Below are 21,583 nucleotides of genomic sequence, written 5' to 3' on the forward strand. Positions count from 1 at the left end.
TCAGCCCTGCTCCCAGTAGGGCGAAGGCCCATAAAGCCCGGCGAGATAATCGATGAACAACCGTACCTTGGACGGTAGAAACTGCCGGCTCGGATAAACCGCAGACAGCGTCACATTGCGCGACCCCTCATAACCAGGCAGCACCTGCACCAGCTTCCCGCTGCGCAATTCATGGCCTATATCCCATGTTGAACGCAGCGCGATACCAAGCCCTGATATCACCGCCTCGCGGATCACCTCGCTCGAATTGGTGACCAGCATGCCTTCAGGGCGAATGCTGAGCGCGCCGCCCGGTCCCTCCAGCCGCCAGATGTCATTATTGTGCGCCGGCAGACAGCGATGTTTTCTCAGATCCTCGATTGTCGCGGGCATGCCGTGCGCGGCAACATAATCAGCCGAGGCACAGAGCACACGCCGCACCGGCGCCAGCCTGCGGGCGACGAGGCTTGAGGAATTGAGATCGGCAATGCGGATCGCCAGATCGTAACCGCCTTCGATAATATCGATGAACTCGTCGCTGAGCACCAGATTGACCGAGAGGTCAGGATGCCGCTCCATGAAACCCTTCAGATGTGGCGCGATATGCATACGCCCGAAGGAGGTGGGGGCGGAAACTTTCAGCGTGCCGTTGACGGTGTTGGCCCGGCCGGACACAAAATCCTCGGCTTCTTCAAGTCCCGCCAGCACGGCTAGCACCCGCTCGTAAAATCCCTGCCCGGCTTCCGTCAAAGAGATTTGCCGCGTCGTGCGCTGGAAAAGCCTGGCACCGAGCTTTTCTTCCAGCCGCTTGATGCGTTTGGAAATCACGGCGGGCGAATAGCCAAGCTCTTTGGCGGCCAGCGACATGCTGCCGGAAGCGGCAACGCTTGCGAAGACTTCCAGATCACCCAGATTTGTCATAGTTGCCCCCGATTGTTTCCAGAATGGAAAAAATCCATACCATTTGATTGCGCCGTTTCAAAGTGGTAAAGAAAGAATACCAGTTGGAGGAACGTGCATGGAGGAAGGGCGGTGACTCAGCCGATCAAGTTTCTGGAGCCGCGCGCCAAGGTCGTCGCGAGCCGCGACCGTATCATCGCTGATCTCGGGGATATTCTGCCGGAGGACTGTCTTGTGCACGAGCCGCGCGAGCTTGTGCCTTTCGAAACCGATGCCTTCGTGTCCTATCGCCGCCTGCCGCTGGCCGTGGCGCTGCCGAAAACGACGGAAGAAGTGGCGGCGGTGATGAGATATTGCCACCGTTACGGCATTCCGGTCGTGCCGCGCGGCGCCGGCACCTCGCTGTCCGGCGGCGCTATTCCGCAAGAGGATGCTGTGGTGATCGGCCTTTCGAAGATGAGCGCGATCCTCGATCTCGACTTTTATAATCGCACGGCGCGGGTGCAGGCGGGCGTTACCAATCTCTCCATTTCCGATGCGGCCGGGCCTGAGGGTTTCTTTTATGCGCCCGATCCCAGCTCTCAGCTTGCCTGCACCATTGGCGGTAATATCGGCATGAATTCCGGTGGCGCGCATTGCCTTAAATATGGTGTCACCACCAATAATCTGCTCGGCGTGAAAATGGTGCTGGTGGATGGCACGGTGCTGGAACTGGGCGGCAATCACCTAGATGCCGCCGGTTACGATCTTCTCGCACTCGTCTGCGGTTCGGAAGGCCAGCTCGGCATCGTCACGGAAGCGACGGTGCGGTTGATCGCCAGGCCGGAAGGGGCGCGGCCCGTGCTGTTCGGTTTCGAGACCTCTGAAGAAGCGGGCTCCTGCGTGGCCGATATCATCGGCGCGGGCATCATTCCGGTGGCCATCGAATTCATGGACAAACCGGCCATCGAGATTTGCGAGGCCTTCGCCAAGGCAGGCTATCCGCTTGACGTCGGCGCGCTTCTGATCGTCGAGGTCGAAGGCTCCGAGGCGGAAATGGACGCCATGCTGGCCGATATCGTCACCATTGCCAGAAAACACGGTGTGAAGACGGTGAAAGAATGTCAGTCGGCTATGGAGGCTGCGGCCATCTGGAAGGGTCGCAAATCCGCCTTCGGCGCAACCGGCCGTATCGCGGATTACATCTGCATGGATGGCACGGTGCCGCTCTCCCAGCTTTCTTATGTGCTGAAAAAGACCAGCGAAATTACCGACCGTCTCGGCCTGCGCGTTGCCAATGTCTTCCATGCCGGCGATGGCAACATGCACCCGCTCATCCTGTTCAACGCCAATGACCCTGACGATGCGGCCCGTGCGGAAGAGGCGGGCAATGAAATATTGAAACTCTGCGTCGATGCCGGGGGCTGTCTCACCGGTGAACACGGTGTCGGCATCGAAAAACGGGATTTGATGCGTCACCAATATGGCGAGGCCGATCTTGCCCAGCAGATGGCGGTGCGGGCGGCTTTCGACGAGGGCTGGCTGATGAACCCTTCCAAGGTGTTTCCGCTGGAGGGGAGGAATTGAGATACTCAAGCTTTCTTGCCTTGGAGGATGTGGCTTACCCCCCTCTGCCCTGCCGGGCATCTCCCCCACAGGTGGGGAGATCGACTTGCGGCAAGGTCTCGCCTTTCTTATCGGTCGAGATAGAGCGACGCAGATGCGCCTTGCCGATCTCCCCACCTGTGGGGGAGATGCCCGGCAGGGCAGAGGGGGGTATCGCTTGCGCAAACCTCGCTATCTCTTGCTCGGAGCGCACCCCATGCTGACCCCCTACGCAGAAACCCAGGTCGCCGACATCATCCGCGACCACGCGACCCGAAAAACCCCGCTGAAAATCATCGGCGGCAACACCCGCTCCGGTTTCGGCAATGCGGTGGCCGCAGGTGAAACGCTCTCCTCCCGCGCAATGGCCGGTATCGTCGCCTACAACCCCGCCGAAATGGTCATGACCGTCAGGGCCGGCACACCGCTCGCCGCTGTCGAGGCGGCGCTTGCGGAAAACCGGCAGATGATGGCGTTCGAGCCGATGGATCACCGTCCGATCATGGCAACCGAAGGCGAGCCGACCATCGGCGGTGTCTTTGCCGCCAATGTTTCCGGTCCGCGGCGCTATGTCGCCGGTGCAGCGCGCGACAGCCTGCTCGGTATCCGTTTCGTCAATGGCAGCGGCGAGATCATCAAGGCCGGCGGCCGGGTGATGAAGAATGTTACCGGCCTCGACCTGTCTAAATTTCTGGCCGGCTCCTTCGGCACGCTCGGTTTCCTCACCGAAGTGACCTTCCGCGTATTGCCGAAACCGCCGGCGGAAAAAACCGTCGTCGTATCCGGGCTGGATGACGAGGCGGCGACGCGCATCATGGCGGCGGCGATGGCGATGAGCGTCGAGGTCTCTGGCGCGGCGCATCTGCCGGAAAGCGTGCGTTCCCACTTCATCGATGGCGCCCTGCCGGAAGGCCCGGCAACCATTCTGCGGCTGGAAGGGCTCGCCGCCTCGGTGGAAGCGCGTGCGGCCAAACTTCTGTCGGTCATGGATCGGGTCGGTCCATGGACTTTGCTGGAGGGCGAGGAAAGCAGGCTTTTGTGGCGGCAGGTGCGTGATGTCGCGCCCTATGCCGGGCAGGGTGCCAAACCGCTCTGGAAAGTCTCGGTCGCACCCGCCGCCGGCCACCGGCTGGTCGCGGCGCTGCGCATGGAAGCGGGCATCGACGCCTTTTACGACTGGCAGGGCGGCCTCGTCTGGATGCAGATGGAAGCGGACCCCGAGGCGGATTTGCTGCGCGGTGCTATCCGGGCGCTGGGCGGTGGCCATGCCACCTTGTTGAGGGCGAGCGACGCCGTGCGCGCCTCGGTCGCCGCTTTCGAGCCGCGGCCTGCGGCAGAAGCGCTGCTTTCGGCGCGTATCAGGGAGAAGCTCGATCCGGCGGGCATCTTCAACCCCGGCAAGATGGCTGTAACGGTATAGGGGCGGTCTGAACCATGCAAACATCCTTCACATCAGAACAGCTTGCCGATCCGCATGTGGCGGAATCCGAAAAAATCCTGCGCAAATGTGTGCATTGCGGTTTCTGCACCGCCACCTGTCCCACCTATGTCACGCTTGGCAATGAGCTGGACAGCCCGCGCGGCCGCATCTACCTCATCAAGGACATGCTGGAAAACAGCCGTCCTGCCGACCGTGAGGTCGTGACCCATATCGACCGCTGTCTTTCCTGCCTTGCCTGCACCACCACCTGTCCATCGGGCGTGGATTACATGCATCTGGTCGATCACGCCCGCGCCCACATTGAACAGACCTACAAGCGCCCCTTCATGGACCGGCTGATCCGCAATCTTCTGGTTGCCGTCCTGCCGCATCCCGGCCGCTTCCGGCTGGCTCTGCATCTGGCAAGGCTGGCGCGGCCCTTCTCGGGTCTGCTTGCCAAGTCTCCGGCGCTGAAGCCGCTGCAATCCATGCTCGCTCTTGCCCCCGCTGCGGTGCCGCCGGCCTCCGCCTCCGTCCGTCCGGGCGCACGGCCAGCGGAAGGCGAAAAGCGAGGGCGCGTTGCCCTCCTCACCGGCTGCGCCCAGCCGGTGCTCGACCCTGGAATCAACGAGGCGACGCTGCGCCTGCTCGCCCGGCTCGGCATCGAGGTCTTGGTGCCAAGAGGCGAGGGCTGCTGCGGTTCGCTGGTGCATCACATGGGCCGTGAGGAAGAGGCACTCGCCTCCGCCCGGCGGAATGTCGATGTCTGGATGCGGGAGATGGAAGAGGGCGGTCTCGACGCCATCATCATCACCGCGTCCGGCTGCGGCACCACCATCAAGGACTATGGCCATATGCTGCGGCTCGATCTAGCCTATGCCGAAAAGGCTGCGCTGGTCTCGGCACTGGCGAAGGACGTTACCGAATATCTCGCCACCCTCGATCTGCCGCAAAGGCAGAGCCAGGGGCTGACGGTCGCCTATCATTCCGCCTGCTCCATGCAGCATGGCCAGAAAATCACGCTGGCGCCGAAACAGCTCTTGAAAGCGGCGGGTTTTACCGTGCGTGATCCGGCAGAAGGGCATCTGTGCTGCGGCTCGGCCGGAACCTACAACATCCTCCAGCCGGAAATTTCCAGCAAGCTCAAGGCGCGCAAGGTGAAAAATATCGAAGCCACAAGGGCGGATGTCATCGCCACGGGCAATATCGGCTGCATCACGCAGATCGGAACCGGCACGGATATGCCGATCCTGCACACGGTGGAACTGCTGGACTGGGCCTATGGCGGGCCGAAGCCGGCGAGGCTTTCGGTTTAAAACTTATACGCCACGCCGAAATTCACTGCATTGGTGATGACGTCGGTCTTCAACGAGCCGCCATTGTCGATATCCACGTCGATAAAGGAATAGGTACCCTTATATTCCACGAAGGTCGACCAGCTGTCGGTGATGCGGTAGCTGAGCCCGGCCTGTGCCTGCAGGGTGGCACCGCCGAACTGGTATTCGAAGGTCTTGCCTGACGGGCGGTACACTTCCACATGCGGCACGTTTATGCCGACGCCTGCGCCCACATAAGGGGTGATCGGCAGGGATTCCAGCGGAAAGCGATAGAGTGCATTCAGCGTCAAAAGGTTCAGGCCGTCGGTAAATTCGAAATGCGACCAGCCGGAACGGGCAAGCGTCTCGTCGTCGGCATAGACCTTGTCATGGGTGAAATCGAGCGAGATACCGAAATTCCGCAGCTGGCCCTCATCGAACCAGTAGGTGCCACGCACGCCCCAATAGGGCGGGTTGGAGAGGGACTTGCCTTCCCATCCGGCGCGGAAATCCGGCCCGTCAGACACCGTCACATCGCTGTGTGGCGCGCTTTGCCAGCCGCCATAACCGGAAATTTCAAATTCGCCTGCGGTTGCGGCGGAAAAAGAGACGCCGCTAAAGAGCAGGGCGCAAACAAGTAAAGTATGGCGCGACATTTAAGAGAATCCGAATTGATATCAGAAATGCACCAAACCGTTTTTTGATAACAGCTGAATGACAGAAACAAAAAACGGGCGGTCAGTTGACCACCCGTCTTAAGGCCGTTCCATCATCCCCCCGGAGAGGTCCGGCGCCTGGCGTCCCCCGCCAAGTTCGTTCAATTCAAGTGAGGATTGTACCGCTGCGAAACAGCAATTCAAGCGGATAAGCCCTTATGCCGGCCTTACGACGTCCGGAATGGCCGAACCGTTGCTGTCATATCACTATGACCCGGGTTCCGACGTTGACGCGCTCGTAAAGATCGGTGACATCCTCGTTGCGCATGCGGATGCAGCCGGAGGAATTGTTGCTGCCGATCGTCCAGGGCTGGTTGGTGCCGTGGATGCGGTAAAGCGTCGAGCCAAGATACATGGCGCGCGCGCCCATGGGGTTGGCCGGGCCGCCTTCCATGAAGGCCGGCAGGTAATGTCCCTTGGTCGCCTCGCGGCTGATCATTTCCTTCGGCGGGGTCCAGCTCGGCCATTCCGCCTTGCGGGTCACCTTGTGGGTTCCGGCCCATTCAAAGCCGGGCTTGCCGACGCCGACGCCGTAACGCCGGGCCTTGCCATCGGCGAGGACGAGATAGAGGAAGCGGTTCGGCGTATCGATGACGATGGTGCCGGGTTTTTCGGCGGTCTGATAGCTCACGATCTGCGGCAGGAATTGCGGCGCGATCTGCGTGCGCACCGGTGCGTTGGGGCGCACGGCGGCATTCTGCACCCGCGCCGGACGCTGCGATGTGATGCCGGAACTGGGGCGCTGCGGCATGGCGACCTGACGCTGCTGGAACAGCGGCTGGCGGGCGGCAGGTGCGCGCGGATAAACCACCGGGCGCACATTGCCGCGGCCGCCGAGCTGGGTAACCCAGGGGGCGGAAAGGTCCGGGCTGACGACGACGGGCGGGCGCTCGCGATACCGCTCATTGGCCATCGCGGCCGGGACGGCGAGGGTGGAAACGAGGCTCAGCGCCAGAAAAACGGACTTCATCGGCATCGGGTGGACTCTCTCTGCGGGATGTCGCAACAATGGAAATCGCGGGAGCATTCACCCGCTTTGCCGGATACGTTCGCACCTCCACGCCAGCGAATCGTAAATGGCTGTTCATTAAAAAGCGCTTCATTAAGCAAAGCTGGATTTAAGGTTAGCGCCCGGTTTTGAAACGTGGTGAATGAGTGGTAAGCGCGCAGGTTCACAGCACCTGCGGGTGGGAGCAAAAAGGGATTGTCAGCGGATGAGCGAAGCGGGACTTGAGACGGGTGCGGATGGCCGCGTGCGATGTTTCTGGCAGCAGGGGCTGGAGGACTACAGCCGCTATCACGACGAGGAGTGGGGTTATCCCGTGACCGATGATCGCCGCCTGTTCGAGAAAATCTGCCTCGAAGGTTTCCAGTCCGGGCTTTCCTGGCTCACTGTCCTGCGCAAGCGCGAGGCGTTCCGGCTTGCTTTTGCCAATTTCGAATTTGAAAAAGTGGCGGAGTTCGGTGACGCCGATATCGAGCGCTGCCTTGCCGATAAAGGCATCATCCGCCATCGCGGCAAGATCGTTTCCACCATCAACAATGCCCGCCGTGCCATGGCGCTGCGCGATGAATTCGGTTCGCTTGCGCGTTATTTCTGGGGTTTCGAACCTGCCGCCGCAGAAAGGCCGCAAAGGCTGGACTATGCGACGTTAAGGGCCAACCCGACCAGCGCCGCCTCCATCCGCCTTTCCAAGGATTTAAAAAAGCGGGGCTGGACCTTCGTCGGCCCGACGACCGTCTATGCATTCATGCAGGCCATGGGTATGGTCAACGACCATATTGAAGGCTGTCATTGCCGCCAGCCGATAGAGGTCATGCGGCGGGAGTTTGTACGTCCATGAAGGTAACCTCCCTTCTTCTGGCGCTCACCATGGCCGCCGCCGCCGTGCCGCATCCGTCCTTGGCGGAGAGCCGCAATGTTGATGGCATCTGGCTCGATGACGGTGAAAGGCTGAAGGAAGTGGCCCTGCCGCCGGTGGGACCGCTGACGCTGGATGGCTGGACGCGGCGCGGGCGTGGCGATGTCTATCGCCTGAAGGTGAAGGCGGGGCAGACGGTGAAGATCGAACTTGCCGCGTCAAGCGAATTTGTGCTGATGGCTGTCTTCGATTTTTCGACGCCGGATGAGGACGCGATCTTCTTCAGCGATTCCCAGGGCAAGGTTGCAACCCTGACGCCGAAGGCGGATACGGAGTGGCTGATCCGCCCGACGCTGATCCTGGGTTCGCCGCGCCGTGGGCTCGGCGCACACTACATACTGACGGTCAGCACCGGCAAATAAAGCTCCCCGGCAAGACCTAGGCTGCTCAGGCCGCCTGCGTCAGCAGGATCAGGCCGAAGCTCAGAACACCCAGCAGCACAAGCGACAGGCTGGCGGCAATAATGACCTTGCCACCGGCATGGCGAAGGCTGCGAATATCGACCGATAGTCCGAGAGCCGCCATCGACATGATGGTGAGGATGTTGGAGAGCGAAGCGACGGGGGAAAGCAGCACCTCGGGGATGAGGCCGAAGGAGCGCGCCATGATCATCAGCACGAAGCCGATGATGAACCACGGAACCATCTGCTGCAGCTTCAGGCGTCCCTTGCCGGACTGGCCGTGGATGACGGAGAGAGTGGCGATGACAGGGCCGAGCATCAGCACGCGGATGAGCTTGACGATGGTGCCCGTCTGCACGGCCACGGCTCCAAGCGGTGCGGTGGCGGCCAGAACCTGCGGCACGGCATAGACCGTCAGGCCGGCGAAGATGCCGTATTGGGTGGCATCGAGACCGAGGAGTTGCAGCAGAAACGGCATCAGCAACACGGCAACGACGCCGAGCACGGCGGTGAAGGCGATCGAGGCGGCGACATCTTCCGGCTTGGCGCCGATGGCGGGCGCGGCGGCTGCGATGGCGGAATTGCCACAGATGGAATTGCCGCAGGCGATCAGCGTCGCAAGCTTGGGCGGCAGGCCGAGCATCCGCCCAGCGGCATAGCTGAAGACCAGCGACAGCGCCACGATCAGCGCGATGCCGCCAATCAGTAACCCGCCAGCGCCCTTGAGAATGGAAAGACTCAAGGATGCGCCGAGAAGCGCCACCGCGATTTCAAGCAGGGTCTTGGCACTGAACTTTATACCCGCCGACGCGACTACAGGCAGCGACACCAACGAACGCAGCAGCGTCCCGATCAGGATGGCAAGCACGAGATCGCCAAGCCAGGCGTGACCCGCAATCCGCACCTGAAAACGCTCTGCCAGAATGGCGGCACAGCTGACCGCCGCGCAGATGAGAATGCCCGGCAGAAGCGGGCTGAGCCATCGGAGCGAAAACTGAAACGGATGAACGAGGGTGCGATGGTGTGCCATGGGCCGACAATGCCGTAGCCGCCTGTTTTATTCTATCAAATAATATGGCATATATCGTTCGATAAAATCGAATGAAACGCCATGACCTTCGAACAGCTCCGTATTTTCATCGCCGTCGCCGAACGCGAACATCTGACCCGCGCCGCCGAAGCCATCGGCCTCACGGCTTCCGCCGTCAGTTCTGCGATCAAGAATCTCGAGGCCTTTTATAATGTCGAGCTGTTCCACCGGGTTGGCCGTAATATCGAGCTGACCGAAAGCGGCCGGGCCTTTCTGGGCGAGGCCAAGGCGACGCTCGCGCGTGTGCGCAATGCCGAATTGATTCTCTCTGAGATGGGCGGGCTGACGCGCGGCGAAATTACCGTCTGCGCCAGCCAGACCATTGCAAGCTACTGGCTGCCGCCGATCCTCATGCAGTTCAAGAAACTCTATCCCGGCGTGACGGTCCGGCTGGATATCGGCAATACCAAGACGGTGACACAGGCGGTGCTGGAGGGTCTGGCGGAGGTTGGTTTTATCGAAGGCAAGATTGACGAGGCGGCATTGATGGTGCAGCCCGTCGTGTCCGACAAGCTTCTGGTCGTCACCGGTTCGGCCCATCCTTTCGCTGACGGCCGTTATCTCACCGCGCTCGATATGCTTTACGGCACCTCCTGGGTTCTGCGCGAACAGGGCTCCGGCACGCGTTCCGCCTTCGAGGCGGCGGTACGGCAGATGGGGGTGGATCCGGCTGACCTGTCCGTCATGCTCGAATTGCCATCCAATGAGGCGGTGGTGATGGCGGCTCGCTCCGGCGGCGCTGCTACCGCCGTCTCCGCTTCCGTTGCGTCGCTTTTCCTGCGGCAGGGCCTGCTGGTCCGCGCCGGCATCGATCTGCCTGCACGCAATTTCGCTCTGTTGCGCCACAAGGAGCGCCATACCAGCCGCGCTGCGATGGAGCTGGAGCGTCTCAGCCGGGCGGCGTCGGAGGATTATAAGGCGGGTCTTGCGGGGTTGTAGGCCGCAGACGCAAGGCGCGTGGCGATCATGTCATTTCCCGCGCAATGACATGATGCACGATGCGATAATCCCTGCTTTCCTCCCCAAAGGGGGCGAGCGGCCAGTCCCATGCGGCAGCAGGCGCGGCAATCTCGATGCCATGCAGCAGGTCTTCATGCTGCTGCACGCTGCCATCCTTGCCGATGACGTCGAAGGCGGTGTCCGTCACCAGACAGACCTTACAGGGCAGGCCGGCCAGCGCATCGAGATGCGTCTGAATGAGCGTAGGCAAAAGATCACCAGGCACATTCGCAATTTTCTCCCGTTCCAGCCGATGCTGTGCCCCGGTGCCGATCTGCGACAGGAGGTTGGCCGAGACGACGAAATCGAGATACGGCACGCGCCGCAGGAAATCGAGCGGTTCCGCGGGCCGGCCGGCCAAAAGGTCATCGAAGCCGGAAAGGTCGCGATTGGCGATGCGGACGTTCTTTTTGGCATTGACCCGAAGCTTCGCCTGCACGCTGGCAAGGTGCACCAGATCGACCATAACGACGGTATCGAACATCGCCACCAGCGCATTATGGGGCACGTCCCGCAACAGGCCGGACCCCAGTACAACGGCCGTCCGTCGCTGCTTCAGCTTTTTCGTCGATTGCAGCACGAATTGCCGGCTGTTGTTCTCATGCTCCGCCCAGGCTTTCGCGCACCGATTGGCGCGCGCCCAGAGGTTGACGGAATAACGGACATGCGGCCGGAATTCTTTCGGCGTGACCGCACGGGTGGCGGCATATTGCAGGGCTTCGAGGATCATGAATGCCTAACGGTAAATTTCACGGCGATGGCCGATTTCGACCACCAGAACGACCAGCTTGTGGTCCTGTATATCGCAGATGATGCGGTAATCGCCCACCCGGTAACGCCAGAAATTTCCAAGCTCGGAACCTTGCAGCGCTGCGCCGGCTCTGCGCGGATTGTCGTCCTGGGCAACGCGGTCCGTCAGAAATGAAACGATGCGATTGGCATCGCTCTTCGTCATCTTGCCCAGTTGCTTGACGGCATTTCGCTGGAATTCAATTCTCCAGATCAAGATCACGCGTCACTTCTTCCAGAGTATAGGTGCGCTCCTTATTGGCGATGTGCTTCCGCATCGCCTCTTCCGCGAGATAGAGATCCTCCATATCCTCGATATGTTTCTCGATCGCCTCGCGGATATAATAGGCGGATGTGCGTCCGGTGCGCGCAGACAGCGCCTTCAGCCGCTCATAGGTCTCATCCGGCAGGCGGATGGCCGTCTGTTTGCTCATTGCTCGCGTCCTTTCCGACTAAAATGGGATACATGCATCCCATGTAGCATGGCTTGCCCTGCGCTGCCAGTAAAACCAAAGCCTTTGCGGCTTGCCGCACCGGGCTTCATCCTCTAAAGCATGTCTCCCAAAAGTGCGCAGCGGTTTTGGGATAAAGACATGCGTAAAAAACAGAAATTAAAGCGCGGCGCGCTTTAATACCGGCATAATTTCAGGAAAATATCGGATCAGCATCATGAGCGAAAAAGCAAAAAAGCCTCAGAAACTGAAAGCCCGCCTGCCGCGCGGCTTTGTGGATCGTTCGGCTGCCGATATCCATGCCACCAATGAGATGGTCGACAAGATCCGTAGGGTCTACGAGCTTTACGGTTTCGATCCGATCGAGACCCCTCTGTTCGAATATACCGATGCGCTCGGCAAGTTCCTGCCCGATAGCGACCGCCCGAACGAGGGCGTGTTTTCGCTGCAGGACGACGACGACCAATGGATGAGCCTGCGGTACGATCTGACCGCGCCGCTCGCCCGTCATGTTGCGGAAAATTTCAACGAAATACAGCTGCCCTACCGCACCTATCGCGCCGGTTACGTCTTCCGCAATGAAAAGCCCGGCCCCGGCCGCTTCCGCCAATTCATGCAGTTCGACGCCGATACGGTCGGTGCTGCCGGCGTGCAGGCGGATGCCGAAATGTGCATGATGATGGCCGATACCATGGAAGCGCTCGGTATCGCGCGCGGCGACTATGTCATTCGCGTCAACAACCGCAAGGTGCTGGACGGCGTCATGGAAGCCATCGGCCTCGGCGGAGAGGACAATGCCGGCCGCCGCCTGAATGTGCTGCGCGCTATCGACAAGCTCGACAAGTTCGGCCCCGAAGGCGTGAAGCTGCTGCTCGGGCCTGGCCGCAAGGATGAATCCGGTGATTTCACCAAGGGTGCGGGTCTTGGCGATGAACAGATCGAAAAAGTGCTGTTCTTCGTTGGTATCAAGGATTATGCGGCAAGCGCTGATGATCTCGCAAAACTGGTTGCGGGCACATCCAAAGGCGCGGAAGGCGTTGATGAACTGAACACCATCGGCGCTTTGGTCTCCGGTGCCGGCTATGACGCAACGCGCATCAAGATCGATCCATCCGTCGTTCGTGGTCTCGAATATTACACCGGCCCGGTCTATGAGGCCGAACTGACCTTCGACGTCACCAATGAAAAGGGCGAAAAGGTCGTGTTCGGCTCGGTCGGCGGTGGCGGTCGTTACGATGGTCTCGTTTCTCGCTTCATGGGCCAGCCGGTTCCAGCCACAGGCTTCTCCATCGGCGTCTCGCGCCTGATGACGGCGCTGAAGAACCTCGGCAAGCTCGGGCAGGTCAAGCCGCTCGCACCCGTCCTCATCACCGTCATGGACGGCGATGTGGAGAGCATGGGCCGTTACCAGCGCTTCACCCAGGCGCTGCGCGCCGAGGGCATCCGCGCCGAAATGTACCAGGGCAACTGGAAGAAATTCGGCAACCAGCTGAAATATGCCGATCGCCTCGGCTCCCCCATCGCCATCATCCAGGGCGGTGACGAGCGCGCCGAAGGCATCGTGCAGATCAAGGATCTGATCGAAGGCAAGCGTCTCTCCGGTGAAATCGAGGACAATGCCAGCTGGCGCGAGGCGCGTGTGGCGCAGGTCAGCGTGCCGGAAGCCGAGCTGGTCGCGAAGGTCCGCGAGATTTTGGAGCATCAGGCAGAGGATGTGCGGCGCGCCGCCGAAGGACGCTGAGGCCATGGCGATCCTTGCGCTCGATCATGTTCAGTTGGCGATGCCGGCGGGCCGCGAAGAAGAAGCGCGGCGGTTTTACAGCAATCTGCTCGGTTTTACCGAGCAGGCAAAACCCGCCAATCTGGCCGCCCGCGGCGGGTGCTGGTTTACCCGCGGCTCGATAAAATTGCACCTCGGCGTCGAGCAGGATTTCCGGCCGGCGCGGAAAGCCCATCCGGCCTTTGTGGTCGATGATCTGGCAACCTTGCGAAAAACACTTGAAACAGCGGGCTGCCGTGTGGTTGAGGATGAGCCGCTGGAGGGGTATCACCGGTTTTATGTCCATGATCCCTTCGGAAACCGCATCGAAATGATGCAGCCGCTCGAACCGTGACGAAAAGTAACGTTCCATGCCCCTGATCGACATGCCGGAATTTGCCGGAGAGCTACTGGAAGAATTCGCCGCGCGCCGCACGAGCCGCGTGAACACGCCTGTGATCCAGCCCGCCGAACCGTTTCTGGATATGGCAGGCGAGGATTTGCGCCGTCGTATCTTCATGACGGAGAGCGAAACGGGTGAGAGCCTCTGCCTGCGCCCCGAATTCACCATCCCCGTCTGCCTGCGCCATATCGAGACCGCGACCGGCACGCCGAAGCGTTATTCCTATCTCGGTGAAGTCTTCCGCCAGCGCCGTGAGGGCGCGAGCGAGTTTTATCAGGCCGGCATCGAGGACCTTGGCGATACCGATATTGCCGCCGCCGATGCCCGTGTCGTCATCGACGCGACCGCCATTCTGCAGCGCCTGCTGCCCGGCCGCTCGCTTGCCGTCACGCTGGGCGACCAGCAGGTGTTTGAAGCCGTTGTCGCAGCGCTTGGCCTGCCGCTCGGCTGGCAAAAACGGCTTGTGCAGGCTTTCGGCGACATGGCGCAGCTGGACGCGCTGCTGGAAAGCCTCGTGCATCCCAAGCCGATGACGGGGCTGGACGCCCGGGTCGCCGGCCTCTTGGCGACGGGCGACGAGGCAGTGCTGGTCGATTATCTCGATACGGTGATGCAGGAAACCGGCTATTCCACCAATGCCAGCCGCTCACCGCTCGAAATCGCCCGCCGTCTGCGAGAGAAGCTCGCGCTCGCGGCGACGCGCCTGCCGGATGAGAGTTTCGAACTGCTGAAGCAGTTTCTGGCCTTGCAGGCGCCCCTGCCACAGGCCTCGCAGGTTCTTGGCGATTTCGCCGCAAGGGCGAAGCTGAAGCTGGACGGCGCGCTTTCCGCTTTCGATAAACGCGTTGCGGCCCTTGCCAATGCCGGTGTCGATCTTGAAACCGTCACCTATGGCGCCGCTTTCGGCCGTCCGCTCGATTATTATACCGGCCTTGTTTTCGAGGTGGTGGAGGCGGGCAGCGACAGCGTGCTGGCCGGCGGCGGCCGTTACGACCGGCTGCTCACGCTTCTCGGGGCGCAGGAAAAAATACCGGCCGTGGGCTTCTCGCTCTGGCTGGATCGCATCGAAGCGGTGCGTGGGAGCGACAAACCATGATCACCATCGCATTGCCCTCAAAGGGCCGGATGAAGGAAGACGCCTCCGCCGTTCTGGAACGCGCCGGGCTGAAGGTCGCGTCGGTCGGTAACGACCGCTCGTATCGCGGCCGCATCGAAGGACGTGACGATATCGAGATCGCCTATCTGTCGGCCTCCGAGATCGCCCGCGAGATCGGCGCCGGCACGGTGGATTTCGGCGTGACCGGTGAAGACCTTGTCCGCGAAGGGCTTACCAATGCCGATGCGCAGGTGGAATTCTGCGCCCGCCTCGGTTTCGGCCATGCCGATGTCGTGGTCGCGGTGCCGGAAATCTGGCTCGATGTGGACAGCATGGCCGATCTTGGCGATGTGGCCTCGGAATTCCGCGCCCGCCATGGTCGGAGACTGGCGATCGCCACCAAGTATTGGCGGCTGACGCAACAGTTCTTTTCACGCCAGCACGGCATTCAGCTCTATCGCATCGTCGAAAGCCTTGGCGCGACCGAAGGTGCGCCGGCGGCAGGGCAGGCGGATATCATCGTCGATATCACCTCCACCGGTTCGACGCTGAGGGCCAATCACCTCAAGATTCTCTCGGACGGCATCATCGTCCGTTCGGAAGCCTGCTTTGTTCGCGCCCGCAAGCCGGAGCATGAAGGCGACGCAGCGGTTCAGGAAATCGCGTCGCGTATCAGAGCGTCCGTCTGATCAAACAAAAAGCCGCCGGAGCGATCCGGCGGCTTTTTTGTTGGTCTGTTTGTTGGCTTACGCGTGGGCCAAAGCCGCACCGCGCTTGGCGTCGACGGAGTAGGCACCTGCGCCGAAAGTTGCAAGCAGGATATAGGCACCGGCAAGGGTGATGTTCTTCATCATCATGATGCCGTTCAGCGTGTTGATCCAGCCGAGAGCAGGCTCAGGCCAGCCGGGAACGGCAACGGTACCGCTGTGGAAAACGAGGCCGGTAAAGACGCAGAAGATCGCAAGCGCCCAGGCGGCAATTTTGGTCTGGAAACCGGCGAGGATGGCAAGACCGGCCACCAGTTCGAAGAGACCTGCGAGATAGGCAAGCGCGGTTGCGGCCGGCATGCCTGCGCCTGCGATCATGCCGGCGGTGCCGGCCGGATCGGTGAGCTTGCCGAAGCCGGAATAGATGAAGATGAAGGAAAGCAGAATGCGGGCGATGAGAACGAGAGCGTTCTGGCTGCTGGACATGGAGTATCTCCGGTAAGTGATCGGCATGTCGCCGATGAGCTGCATGGCAATGTCTGGAGATATCAATGGCTGAAAATCACTCATCCAGAAAGATGAACGGCAGACGACAAATTGTCTTCATTTTGTGAACGATGAATGGCGTCAGCCTATAATCCTACGCGGCGAAGCGAATATCTTCGAAACGCGGGAACAGGAAAAGCCCGGATATGCGCCCCTGCTGCCCATCTTCAAAACCGGACGATTCACCCATGCAGATGACCGGTTGCCGCATCGCCGGCAAGATCGAGACGCTTGTCGAGAAACAGAACCGCGAGGGTTCGGTGGAAACCTGCTCGAAAAGCTCCAGCACGCGGGCGTGGTCAACGCGGTCGTAACAGCGGACAAGGCTGAGCAGCCCGCATTCGCCCGGTGGCAGGCCGTGCATGAAGGAGGTGTGTTCGCCGAGGCGGATGACACCGCTTGAAAGTTCGCTGCTCCACTCCTCCGAAATGAAGAAATGAGACAGGGTGCGGGGATCGGGCGTGGTCGTCACCGCCGCCGGCCGAGCATCGTTGCGTCTTGATATTTCAAACAAATCGCGCCCCCGCATGACCACATACCAGTGCCACCATTTCGAGCGACCCTGCCAAGTTTAACCTTTACCGCCACCCGCAGTCGAACGTGTTTGCCCAGCATCGAACCCCTTCAATGCTCGCCGTCCCGTCGCGGAACCCTTACGGGGGCTGACTTATAGTTTATTTTTCTCTACCGACAACAACCAGTCGGGGAGAAAATCAAAAATATTATGTATTCCTTCTTCAAAATCGCGAAATATATGAAAAATCACAACTAAATAGCGCACTTACAAGTAGGGAAGAACGGAAACTGGCCCCTTGCAGCGCCGTGATTCGCCCTTTGTGGCGTCATTATTGCACAGTTCGCCCGGCTCAAGCCGGATTGAATTAGCGATGTCCCAAAAAGAAACAATATTTGGGTCGTTGGATTCGATGCAGGGCCGCCGCCCGTCTGGTGCGCTTGCGACGCCAGACCACTCAAAAGGCATAGGCGGCACGAAGAAAGGGCGATCCGAAGACCGCCCTTTCATATTTCGGTGACATGACTGATTGGAAGTCCATGCCGCCCGTCTGGTGCGCTTGCGACGCCAGACAACTCAAAAGGCGTGGGCGGCAACGAAAAAAGGGCGATCCGAAGACCGCCCTTTCATATTCCGGTGACAGGACTGATTAGAAGTCCATGCCGCCCATGCCGCCGCCCGGCATTGCCGGCATCGCAGATTCCTTCTTCGGAAGCTCGGCGATCATGGCTTCGGTGGTGATCAGCAGCGAAGCAACCGAAGCTGCGTTCTGCAGAGCCGTACGTACAACCTTGACCGGGTCGACGATGCCGAGCTGGATCAGGTCGCCATATTCGCCGGTCTGGGCGTTGTAGCCGTAGTTGTCTTCGTTCTTGTCGAGGATCTTGCCAACAACGATGGAAGCTTCGTCACCAGCGTTTTCTGCGATCTGGCGAACCAGAGCCTGCAGAGCCTTGCGCACAATGTTGATGCCGGCTTCCTGGTCGTCGTTCACACCCTTGACGGTGATCTTCGTGGAAGAACGCAGCAGGGCAACGCCGCCGCCCGGTACGATGCCTTCCTGAACAGCAGCGCGCGTCGCGTTGAGAGCGTCGTCGATGCGGTCCTTCTTTTCCTTCACTTCGACTTCCGTCGAACCGCCAACGCGGATAACGGCAACGCCGCCAGCGAGCTTGGCAAGACGTTCCTGCAGCTTTTCGCGGTCGTAGTCGGATGTGGTTTCCTCGATCTGCGCCTTGATCTGGGCAACGCGGCCTTCGATGTCGGACTTCTGGCCGGCACCGTCAACGATCGTGGTGTTTTCCTTGGAGATCGAAACCTTCTTCGACTTGCCGAGCATGTCGAGGGTGACGCTTTCGAGCTTGATGCCGAGGTCTTCGGAAATGACGGTACCACCGGTCAGGATGGCGATGTCTTCCAGCATGGCCTTGCGGCGGTCGCCGAAGCCAGGAGCCTTGACGGCAGCGATCTTGAGGCCGCCACGCAGCTTGTTGACGACGAGCGTTGCAAGAGCTTCGCCTTCGACGTCTTCAGCGATGATGACGAGCGGCTTGCCGGTCTGAACGACAGCCTCGAGAACAGGCAGCATGGCCTGGAGGTTCGAGAGCTTCTTTTCGTGCAGAAGGATGTATGCGTCTTCGAGGTCCGCAACCATCTTTTCCGGGTTGGTCACGAAGTAAGGCGACAGGTAGCCGCGGTCGAACTGCATGCCTTCGACGACTTCGAGTTCGGTTTCGGCGGTCTTGGCTTCTTCAACGGTGATGACGCCTTCGTTGCCGACGCGCTGCATTGCTTCAGCAATGTCGAGACCGATCTGACGCTCGCCGTTTGCAGAGATCGTGCCGACCTGTGCAACTTCTTCAGACGTGTTGATCTTCTTGGCCTTGGCCTGAAGGTCCTTGACGACTTCAGCAACGGCGAGATCGATGCCGCGCTTCAGGTCCATCGGGTTCATGCCGGCAGCAACTGCCTTTGCACCTTCGCGAACGATGGCCTGGGCCAGAACCGTTGCGGTGGTGGTGCCGTCACCGGCGATGTCGTTGGTCTTGGAGGCAACTTCGCGAACGAGTTGTGCGCCCATGTTCTCGAACTTGTCTTCCAGTTCGATTTCCTTGGCGACGGAAACGCCGTCCTTGGTGATGCGCGGAGCGCCGAAGGACTTGTCGATAACGACGTTACGACCCTTCGGGCCGAGGGTGACCTTCACTGCATCAGCAAGAATGTCGACGCCCTTGAGCATCTTTTCGCGCGCTGAGCGGCCGAATTTGACTTCTTTAGCTGCCATTTTCAAAACTCCTGGTTTCGAACGGCCGGAACGGATCCGGCTTGAAATTTAAGGAAACGATGGGTTCGGCAAAATCAGCCGATGATACCCATGATGTCGGCTTCCTTCATGATCAGAAGGTCTTCGCCGTCGAGCTTGACTTCAGTGCCCGACCACTTGCCGAACAGGACGCGATCGCCAACCTTGACGTCGAGAGCGACGACCTTGCCGGCCTCATCGCGCGCGCCGGAACCGACGGCGACGATTTCGCCTTCCTGCGGCTTTTCCTTGGCGGTATCGGGAATGATGATGCCGCCCTTGGTCTTTGCTTCGGACTCAACGCGACGAACGACGACGCGATCATGAAGCGGACGGAAATTGGTGCTTGTCATTGCCTAATCCCTCGATCAAATGACTTCAGGAACCTTTTGGAGGTCCCGTGATGGGTGTTAGCACTCCCCTTGTTGGAGTGCCAGCAGAGCCGAGATAAGGAGGCGCTCTCCCGGAGTCAAGAACGCGCTGCCGGAAAAATTTCACGGCCTATGGTTACCAGCGTTCCATGACAGAAAATTTCCACGCGCTGGCGAGGTGCGGGCAAACCGCTCTTTGCGGGCAGTCTTCGTTTTCGGCATAGCGGGGTTTCATGGTCGGATGGTGGCCGGTAGGCCGCAGGCAGGCCCGGCACCGCTTTTTTCCTTGCCATCGGCGTCCTGCTTTGCGATGTCACGCACACCCTTTTCTCGCAGCCGGAAAGCATCTCATGGCCCATCGCATTCTCACCCTCGGCGAAATCACTGATGGGTTCGACGTTATTCTTTCGGATGTCTGGGGCGTGCTGCACAATGGCGTCAGCGCCTTTCCGGATGCGGCTGTTGCGCTGCATGATGCGCGCAAGGCCGGCAAGACGGTGGTCCTCATCACCAATTCGCCGCGACCCGCCCCCGGGGTCATCGCCCAGCTTCGCGTTCTCGGCGTGCCTGACGAGGCCTATGACCGTATCATCACCTCCGGCGACGTTACCCGCGGGTTGATCGCGGAAGGCCCGAAAAAAGTCTTCCTGCTCGGCCCCGAGCGGGACATGCCGCTGCTGGAAGGTCTCGATGTCGAGCGGGTCGGCGAGGCAGAAGCGCAATCCGTGGTCTGCACCGGCTTCTTCGACGACGAGACGGAAACGCCCGAGGATTACACCGAAATGCTGAAGGGCTTCATTGCCCGTAAAGCCCCGATGATCTGCGCCAATCCCGATCTGGTGGTGGAGCGCGGCGAGCGCATCATCCCCTGCGCCGGCGCCATGGCGGCCTATTACGAACAGCTGGGCGGCGAAGTCCGCATTGCCGGCAAGCCGCATGCGCCGATCTATGAAGCCTGCCTTGCCGCGGCCAAAGACGTGCGCGGCGCCTTCGCCAAGGATCGTGTGCTGGCCATCGGCGACGGCATGCCGACGGATGTGAAGGGCGCGATCGCGAGTGGCCTCAACCTACTTTATATCAGCGGCGGCATTCACGCCGCCGAATACACGCTGAATGGCCAGACGGACGAGGCGCTTCTGAATGCCTATCTGAAGGGGCAGGGTGCTGCTCCCGGCTGGTGGATGCCCCGCCTTGCCTAGGAAACGTCTGGCGAAAATAATGGATCGACTGCCATGACCGTCTTTCATCGCAATGAAAAAAAAGAGCCGTTGCCGGAAGCTCTTCGCGGTGGCGTCATCGCGATCGGCAATTTCGATGGCGTCCATCGTGGCCACCGCGCCGTGCTGGACCGTGCTCTGGAACTGGCGGAAGCCCGCGGTGTTCCCGCCCTGGTCCTGACCTTCGAGCCGCATCCCCGGTCCGTCTTCCGTCCTGATACGCCGGTATTTCGGCTCACGCCCGCGCCGTTGAAAGCCCGCATTCTCGAGGCGATCGGTTTCCGCTCCGTCATCGAATATCCCTTCGACCGGGAGTTTTCGCAGCGTTCGGCGGAAGAATTCGTCCAGTCCATATTGGTGGACTGGCTGGGTGCCAGCGCTGTCGTTACCGGTTTTGATTTCCATTTCGGCAAGGGCCGCGAGGGTGGCCCGGCATTCCTGATGGCAGCCGGCAAGCGCCATGGTTTCGACGTGACGCTGGTGGACGCCTTCCGCGACGAGGGGTCGGATGTCGTTTCCTCCAGCCGTATCCGTTCGCTTCTGTGCGAGGGCGATGTGGCGGGTGCCGCCGGTCTGCTCGGTTATCGCTTTACCGTGGAGAGCGAGGTCATCGGTGGCCAGAAGCTCGGCCGCACATTGGGGTACCCCACCGCCAATATGGCGCTGGCGCCGGAAACCGAGCTGAAGGCGGGCATCTATGCCGTGCGGTTCCGTCGCCCCGATGGTTCGATCCACGATGGCGTCGCGAGCTTCGGCTACCGCCCGACGGTGACGGAGAACGGCGCGGCGCTGCTCGAAACCTTCCTGTTCGATTTTTCAGGCGACCTTTATGGGGAAGTGTGTTCGGTGTCCTTCTTCGGCCACCTGCGCGACGAGCTGAAGTTCGACGGGCTCGATCCGCTTGTCGCCCAGATCAGGCGTGATGAAGAAGAGGCAAGGGCGATGCTATCAGGCGTGCGTCCGCTCAGCCAGCTGGACGCGAAGATCGCGTTCTGATCGTGTTTGTGCGGCTGTGCCTTGCCGTCGCTTTTCTCTTCCTTTTTGCTGGGAAACCGCATAAACAACCGTTCATGTCCCAATACCGGTTGAAATTTGCAATT

The 21,583-nt window shown here is 60.5% G+C and carries 23 protein-coding genes; 12 read left to right on the top strand and 11 right to left on the bottom strand.

What is annotated here, in order from left to right; all coding sequences use genetic code 11:
- The gene (locus tag NYR50_RS01530) at positions 1-900 is read right to left on the bottom strand and encodes a LysR family transcriptional regulator (protein WP_418136554.1); all 900 of its coding nucleotides are present in this window, start codon (positions 898-900) and stop codon (positions 1-3) included.
- A 111-nt stretch (positions 901-1,011) separates the two neighbouring features.
- Here NYR50_RS01530 and NYR50_RS01535 point away from each other — a divergent pair, with 111 nt between their 5' ends.
- The 3 genes from NYR50_RS01535 (at position 1,012) to glcF (ending at position 5,199) form a co-directional block, all read left to right on the top strand.
- The gene (locus tag NYR50_RS01535) at positions 1,012-2,445 is read left to right on the top strand and encodes an FAD-linked oxidase C-terminal domain-containing protein (protein ID WP_418136555.1); all 1,434 of its coding nucleotides are present in this window, start codon (positions 1,012-1,014) and stop codon (positions 2,443-2,445) included.
- A gap of 235 nt (positions 2,446-2,680) precedes the next feature.
- On the top strand, positions 2,681-3,883 hold the full coding sequence (gene glcE / locus NYR50_RS01540) for a glycolate oxidase subunit GlcE (RefSeq protein ID WP_418136556.1): 1,203 nt from the start codon (positions 2,681-2,683) through the stop codon (positions 3,881-3,883).
- Between the two features lie 14 nt (positions 3,884-3,897).
- A complete protein-coding gene (glcF, locus tag NYR50_RS01545; RefSeq protein ID WP_418136557.1) occupies positions 3,898-5,199 on the top strand; it encodes a glycolate oxidase subunit GlcF in 1,302 nt (433 codons plus the stop codon).
- Here the strand turns inward: glcF and NYR50_RS01550 are convergent.
- The gene (locus NYR50_RS01550; protein WP_418136558.1) at positions 5,196-5,855 is read right to left on the bottom strand and encodes an outer membrane beta-barrel protein; all 660 of its coding nucleotides are present in this window, start codon (positions 5,853-5,855) and stop codon (positions 5,196-5,198) included. The two genes, glcF and NYR50_RS01550, sit on opposite strands and share 4 nt — an antisense overlap.
- A gap of 259 nt (positions 5,856-6,114) precedes the next feature.
- Complete coding sequence (locus tag NYR50_RS01555; RefSeq protein WP_418136559.1) at positions 6,115-6,891, bottom strand: L,D-transpeptidase; 777 nt, start codon at positions 6,889-6,891, stop codon at positions 6,115-6,117.
- Positions 6,892-7,129: 238 nt separating this feature from the next.
- Between NYR50_RS01555 and NYR50_RS01560 the strand changes: the two genes are divergently transcribed.
- Together NYR50_RS01560 and NYR50_RS01565 are read left to right on the top strand one after the other, a co-directional pair.
- Positions 7,130-7,759 (top strand): DNA-3-methyladenine glycosylase I, encoded by a 630-nt coding sequence (locus NYR50_RS01560; protein ID WP_174007503.1) that lies wholly within the window; start codon positions 7,130-7,132, stop codon positions 7,757-7,759.
- A complete protein-coding gene (locus NYR50_RS01565) occupies positions 7,756-8,199 on the top strand; it encodes a hypothetical protein (protein ID WP_174019887.1) in 444 nt (147 codons plus the stop codon). The genes NYR50_RS01560 and NYR50_RS01565 overlap by 4 nt, the downstream gene beginning before the upstream one ends.
- A gap of 25 nt (positions 8,200-8,224) precedes the next feature.
- On the opposite strand, the gene NYR50_RS01570 is transcribed toward NYR50_RS01565, so the two are convergent.
- Positions 8,225-9,268, bottom strand: a complete 1,044-nt coding sequence (locus NYR50_RS01570; RefSeq protein ID WP_418136560.1) for a YeiH family protein — start codon at positions 9,266-9,268, stop codon at positions 8,225-8,227.
- An 81-nt stretch (positions 9,269-9,349) separates the two neighbouring features.
- On the opposite strand from NYR50_RS01570, the gene NYR50_RS01575 reads away from it, so the two are divergent.
- Positions 9,350-10,267, top strand: coding sequence for a LysR substrate-binding domain-containing protein (locus NYR50_RS01575; RefSeq protein WP_418136561.1), 918 nt, complete (start codon positions 9,350-9,352; stop codon positions 10,265-10,267).
- Between the two features lie 25 nt (positions 10,268-10,292).
- On the opposite strand, the gene NYR50_RS01580 is transcribed toward NYR50_RS01575, so the two are convergent.
- From NYR50_RS01580 to NYR50_RS01590, 3 genes are read right to left on the bottom strand one after another with little or no spacing between them, the layout of a single operon-like run.
- On the bottom strand, positions 10,293-11,057 hold the full coding sequence (locus tag NYR50_RS01580; RefSeq protein WP_418136562.1) for a hypothetical protein: 765 nt from the start codon (positions 11,055-11,057) through the stop codon (positions 10,293-10,295).
- Positions 11,058-11,063: 6 nt separating this feature from the next.
- Entirely contained in the window at positions 11,064-11,333 is a 270-nt protein-coding gene (locus NYR50_RS01585) for a type II toxin-antitoxin system RelE family toxin (protein ID WP_418137322.1), read from the bottom strand.
- The gene (locus NYR50_RS01590) at positions 11,317-11,550 is read right to left on the bottom strand and encodes a DUF6290 family protein (protein ID WP_418136563.1); all 234 of its coding nucleotides are present in this window, start codon (positions 11,548-11,550) and stop codon (positions 11,317-11,319) included. The genes NYR50_RS01585 and NYR50_RS01590 overlap by 17 nt, the downstream gene beginning before the upstream one ends.
- Before the next feature lie 235 nt (positions 11,551-11,785).
- Between NYR50_RS01590 and hisS the strand changes: the two genes are divergently transcribed.
- From hisS to hisG, 4 genes are read left to right on the top strand one after another with little or no spacing between them, the layout of a single operon-like run.
- Positions 11,786-13,309: a histidine--tRNA ligase gene (gene hisS, locus NYR50_RS01595; RefSeq protein WP_418136564.1), complete on the top strand. Its 1,524-nt coding sequence runs from the start codon at positions 11,786-11,788 to the stop codon at positions 13,307-13,309.
- A 4-nt stretch (positions 13,310-13,313) separates the two neighbouring features.
- Positions 13,314-13,682 (top strand): VOC family protein, encoded by a 369-nt coding sequence (locus tag NYR50_RS01600; protein WP_418136565.1) that lies wholly within the window; start codon positions 13,314-13,316, stop codon positions 13,680-13,682.
- Positions 13,683-13,698: 16 nt separating this feature from the next.
- Positions 13,699-14,826, top strand: a complete 1,128-nt coding sequence (locus tag NYR50_RS01605; RefSeq protein WP_006313159.1) for an ATP phosphoribosyltransferase regulatory subunit — start codon at positions 13,699-13,701, stop codon at positions 14,824-14,826.
- Positions 14,823-15,515, top strand: a complete 693-nt coding sequence (hisG, locus tag NYR50_RS01610; protein WP_418136566.1) for an ATP phosphoribosyltransferase — start codon at positions 14,823-14,825, stop codon at positions 15,513-15,515. The genes NYR50_RS01605 and hisG overlap by 4 nt, the downstream gene beginning before the upstream one ends.
- A gap of 57 nt (positions 15,516-15,572) precedes the next feature.
- Here the strand turns inward: hisG and NYR50_RS01615 are convergent, their stop codons facing one another.
- The 4 genes from NYR50_RS01615 to groES form a co-directional block, all read right to left on the bottom strand.
- Positions 15,573-16,019, bottom strand: coding sequence for a DoxX family protein (locus NYR50_RS01615; protein ID WP_418136567.1), 447 nt, complete (start codon positions 16,017-16,019; stop codon positions 15,573-15,575).
- A 154-nt stretch (positions 16,020-16,173) separates the two neighbouring features.
- A complete protein-coding gene (locus NYR50_RS01620) occupies positions 16,174-16,608 on the bottom strand; it encodes a hypothetical protein (protein WP_418136568.1) in 435 nt (144 codons plus the stop codon).
- Between the two features lie 634 nt (positions 16,609-17,242).
- A complete protein-coding gene (gene groL / locus NYR50_RS01625; RefSeq protein ID WP_418136569.1) occupies positions 17,243-18,877 on the bottom strand; it encodes a chaperonin GroEL in 1,635 nt (544 codons plus the stop codon).
- Between the two features lie 74 nt (positions 18,878-18,951).
- Complete coding sequence (gene groES, locus NYR50_RS01630) at positions 18,952-19,248, bottom strand: co-chaperone GroES (RefSeq protein WP_003494080.1); 297 nt, start codon at positions 19,246-19,248, stop codon at positions 18,952-18,954.
- Positions 19,249-19,616: 368 nt separating this feature from the next.
- Between groES and NYR50_RS01635 the strand changes: the two genes are divergently transcribed.
- The gene (locus NYR50_RS01635; RefSeq protein WP_418136570.1) at positions 19,617-20,465 is read left to right on the top strand and encodes a TIGR01459 family HAD-type hydrolase; all 849 of its coding nucleotides are present in this window, start codon (positions 19,617-19,619) and stop codon (positions 20,463-20,465) included.
- 33 nt (positions 20,466-20,498) lie between these two features.
- Positions 20,499-21,479 carry a bifunctional riboflavin kinase/FAD synthetase gene (locus tag NYR50_RS01640; RefSeq protein ID WP_418136571.1) on the top strand — a complete coding sequence of 327 codons (981 nt, stop codon included), beginning with the start codon at positions 20,499-20,501 and terminating at the stop codon, positions 21,477-21,479.
- The last annotated feature ends 104 nt before the right edge of the window (positions 21,480-21,583 follow it).

Source organism: Agrobacterium sp. El2ro-1b, from assembly GCF_048298475.1.
GTDB lineage: Bacteria > Pseudomonadota > Alphaproteobacteria > Rhizobiales > Rhizobiaceae > Agrobacterium > Agrobacterium fabrum.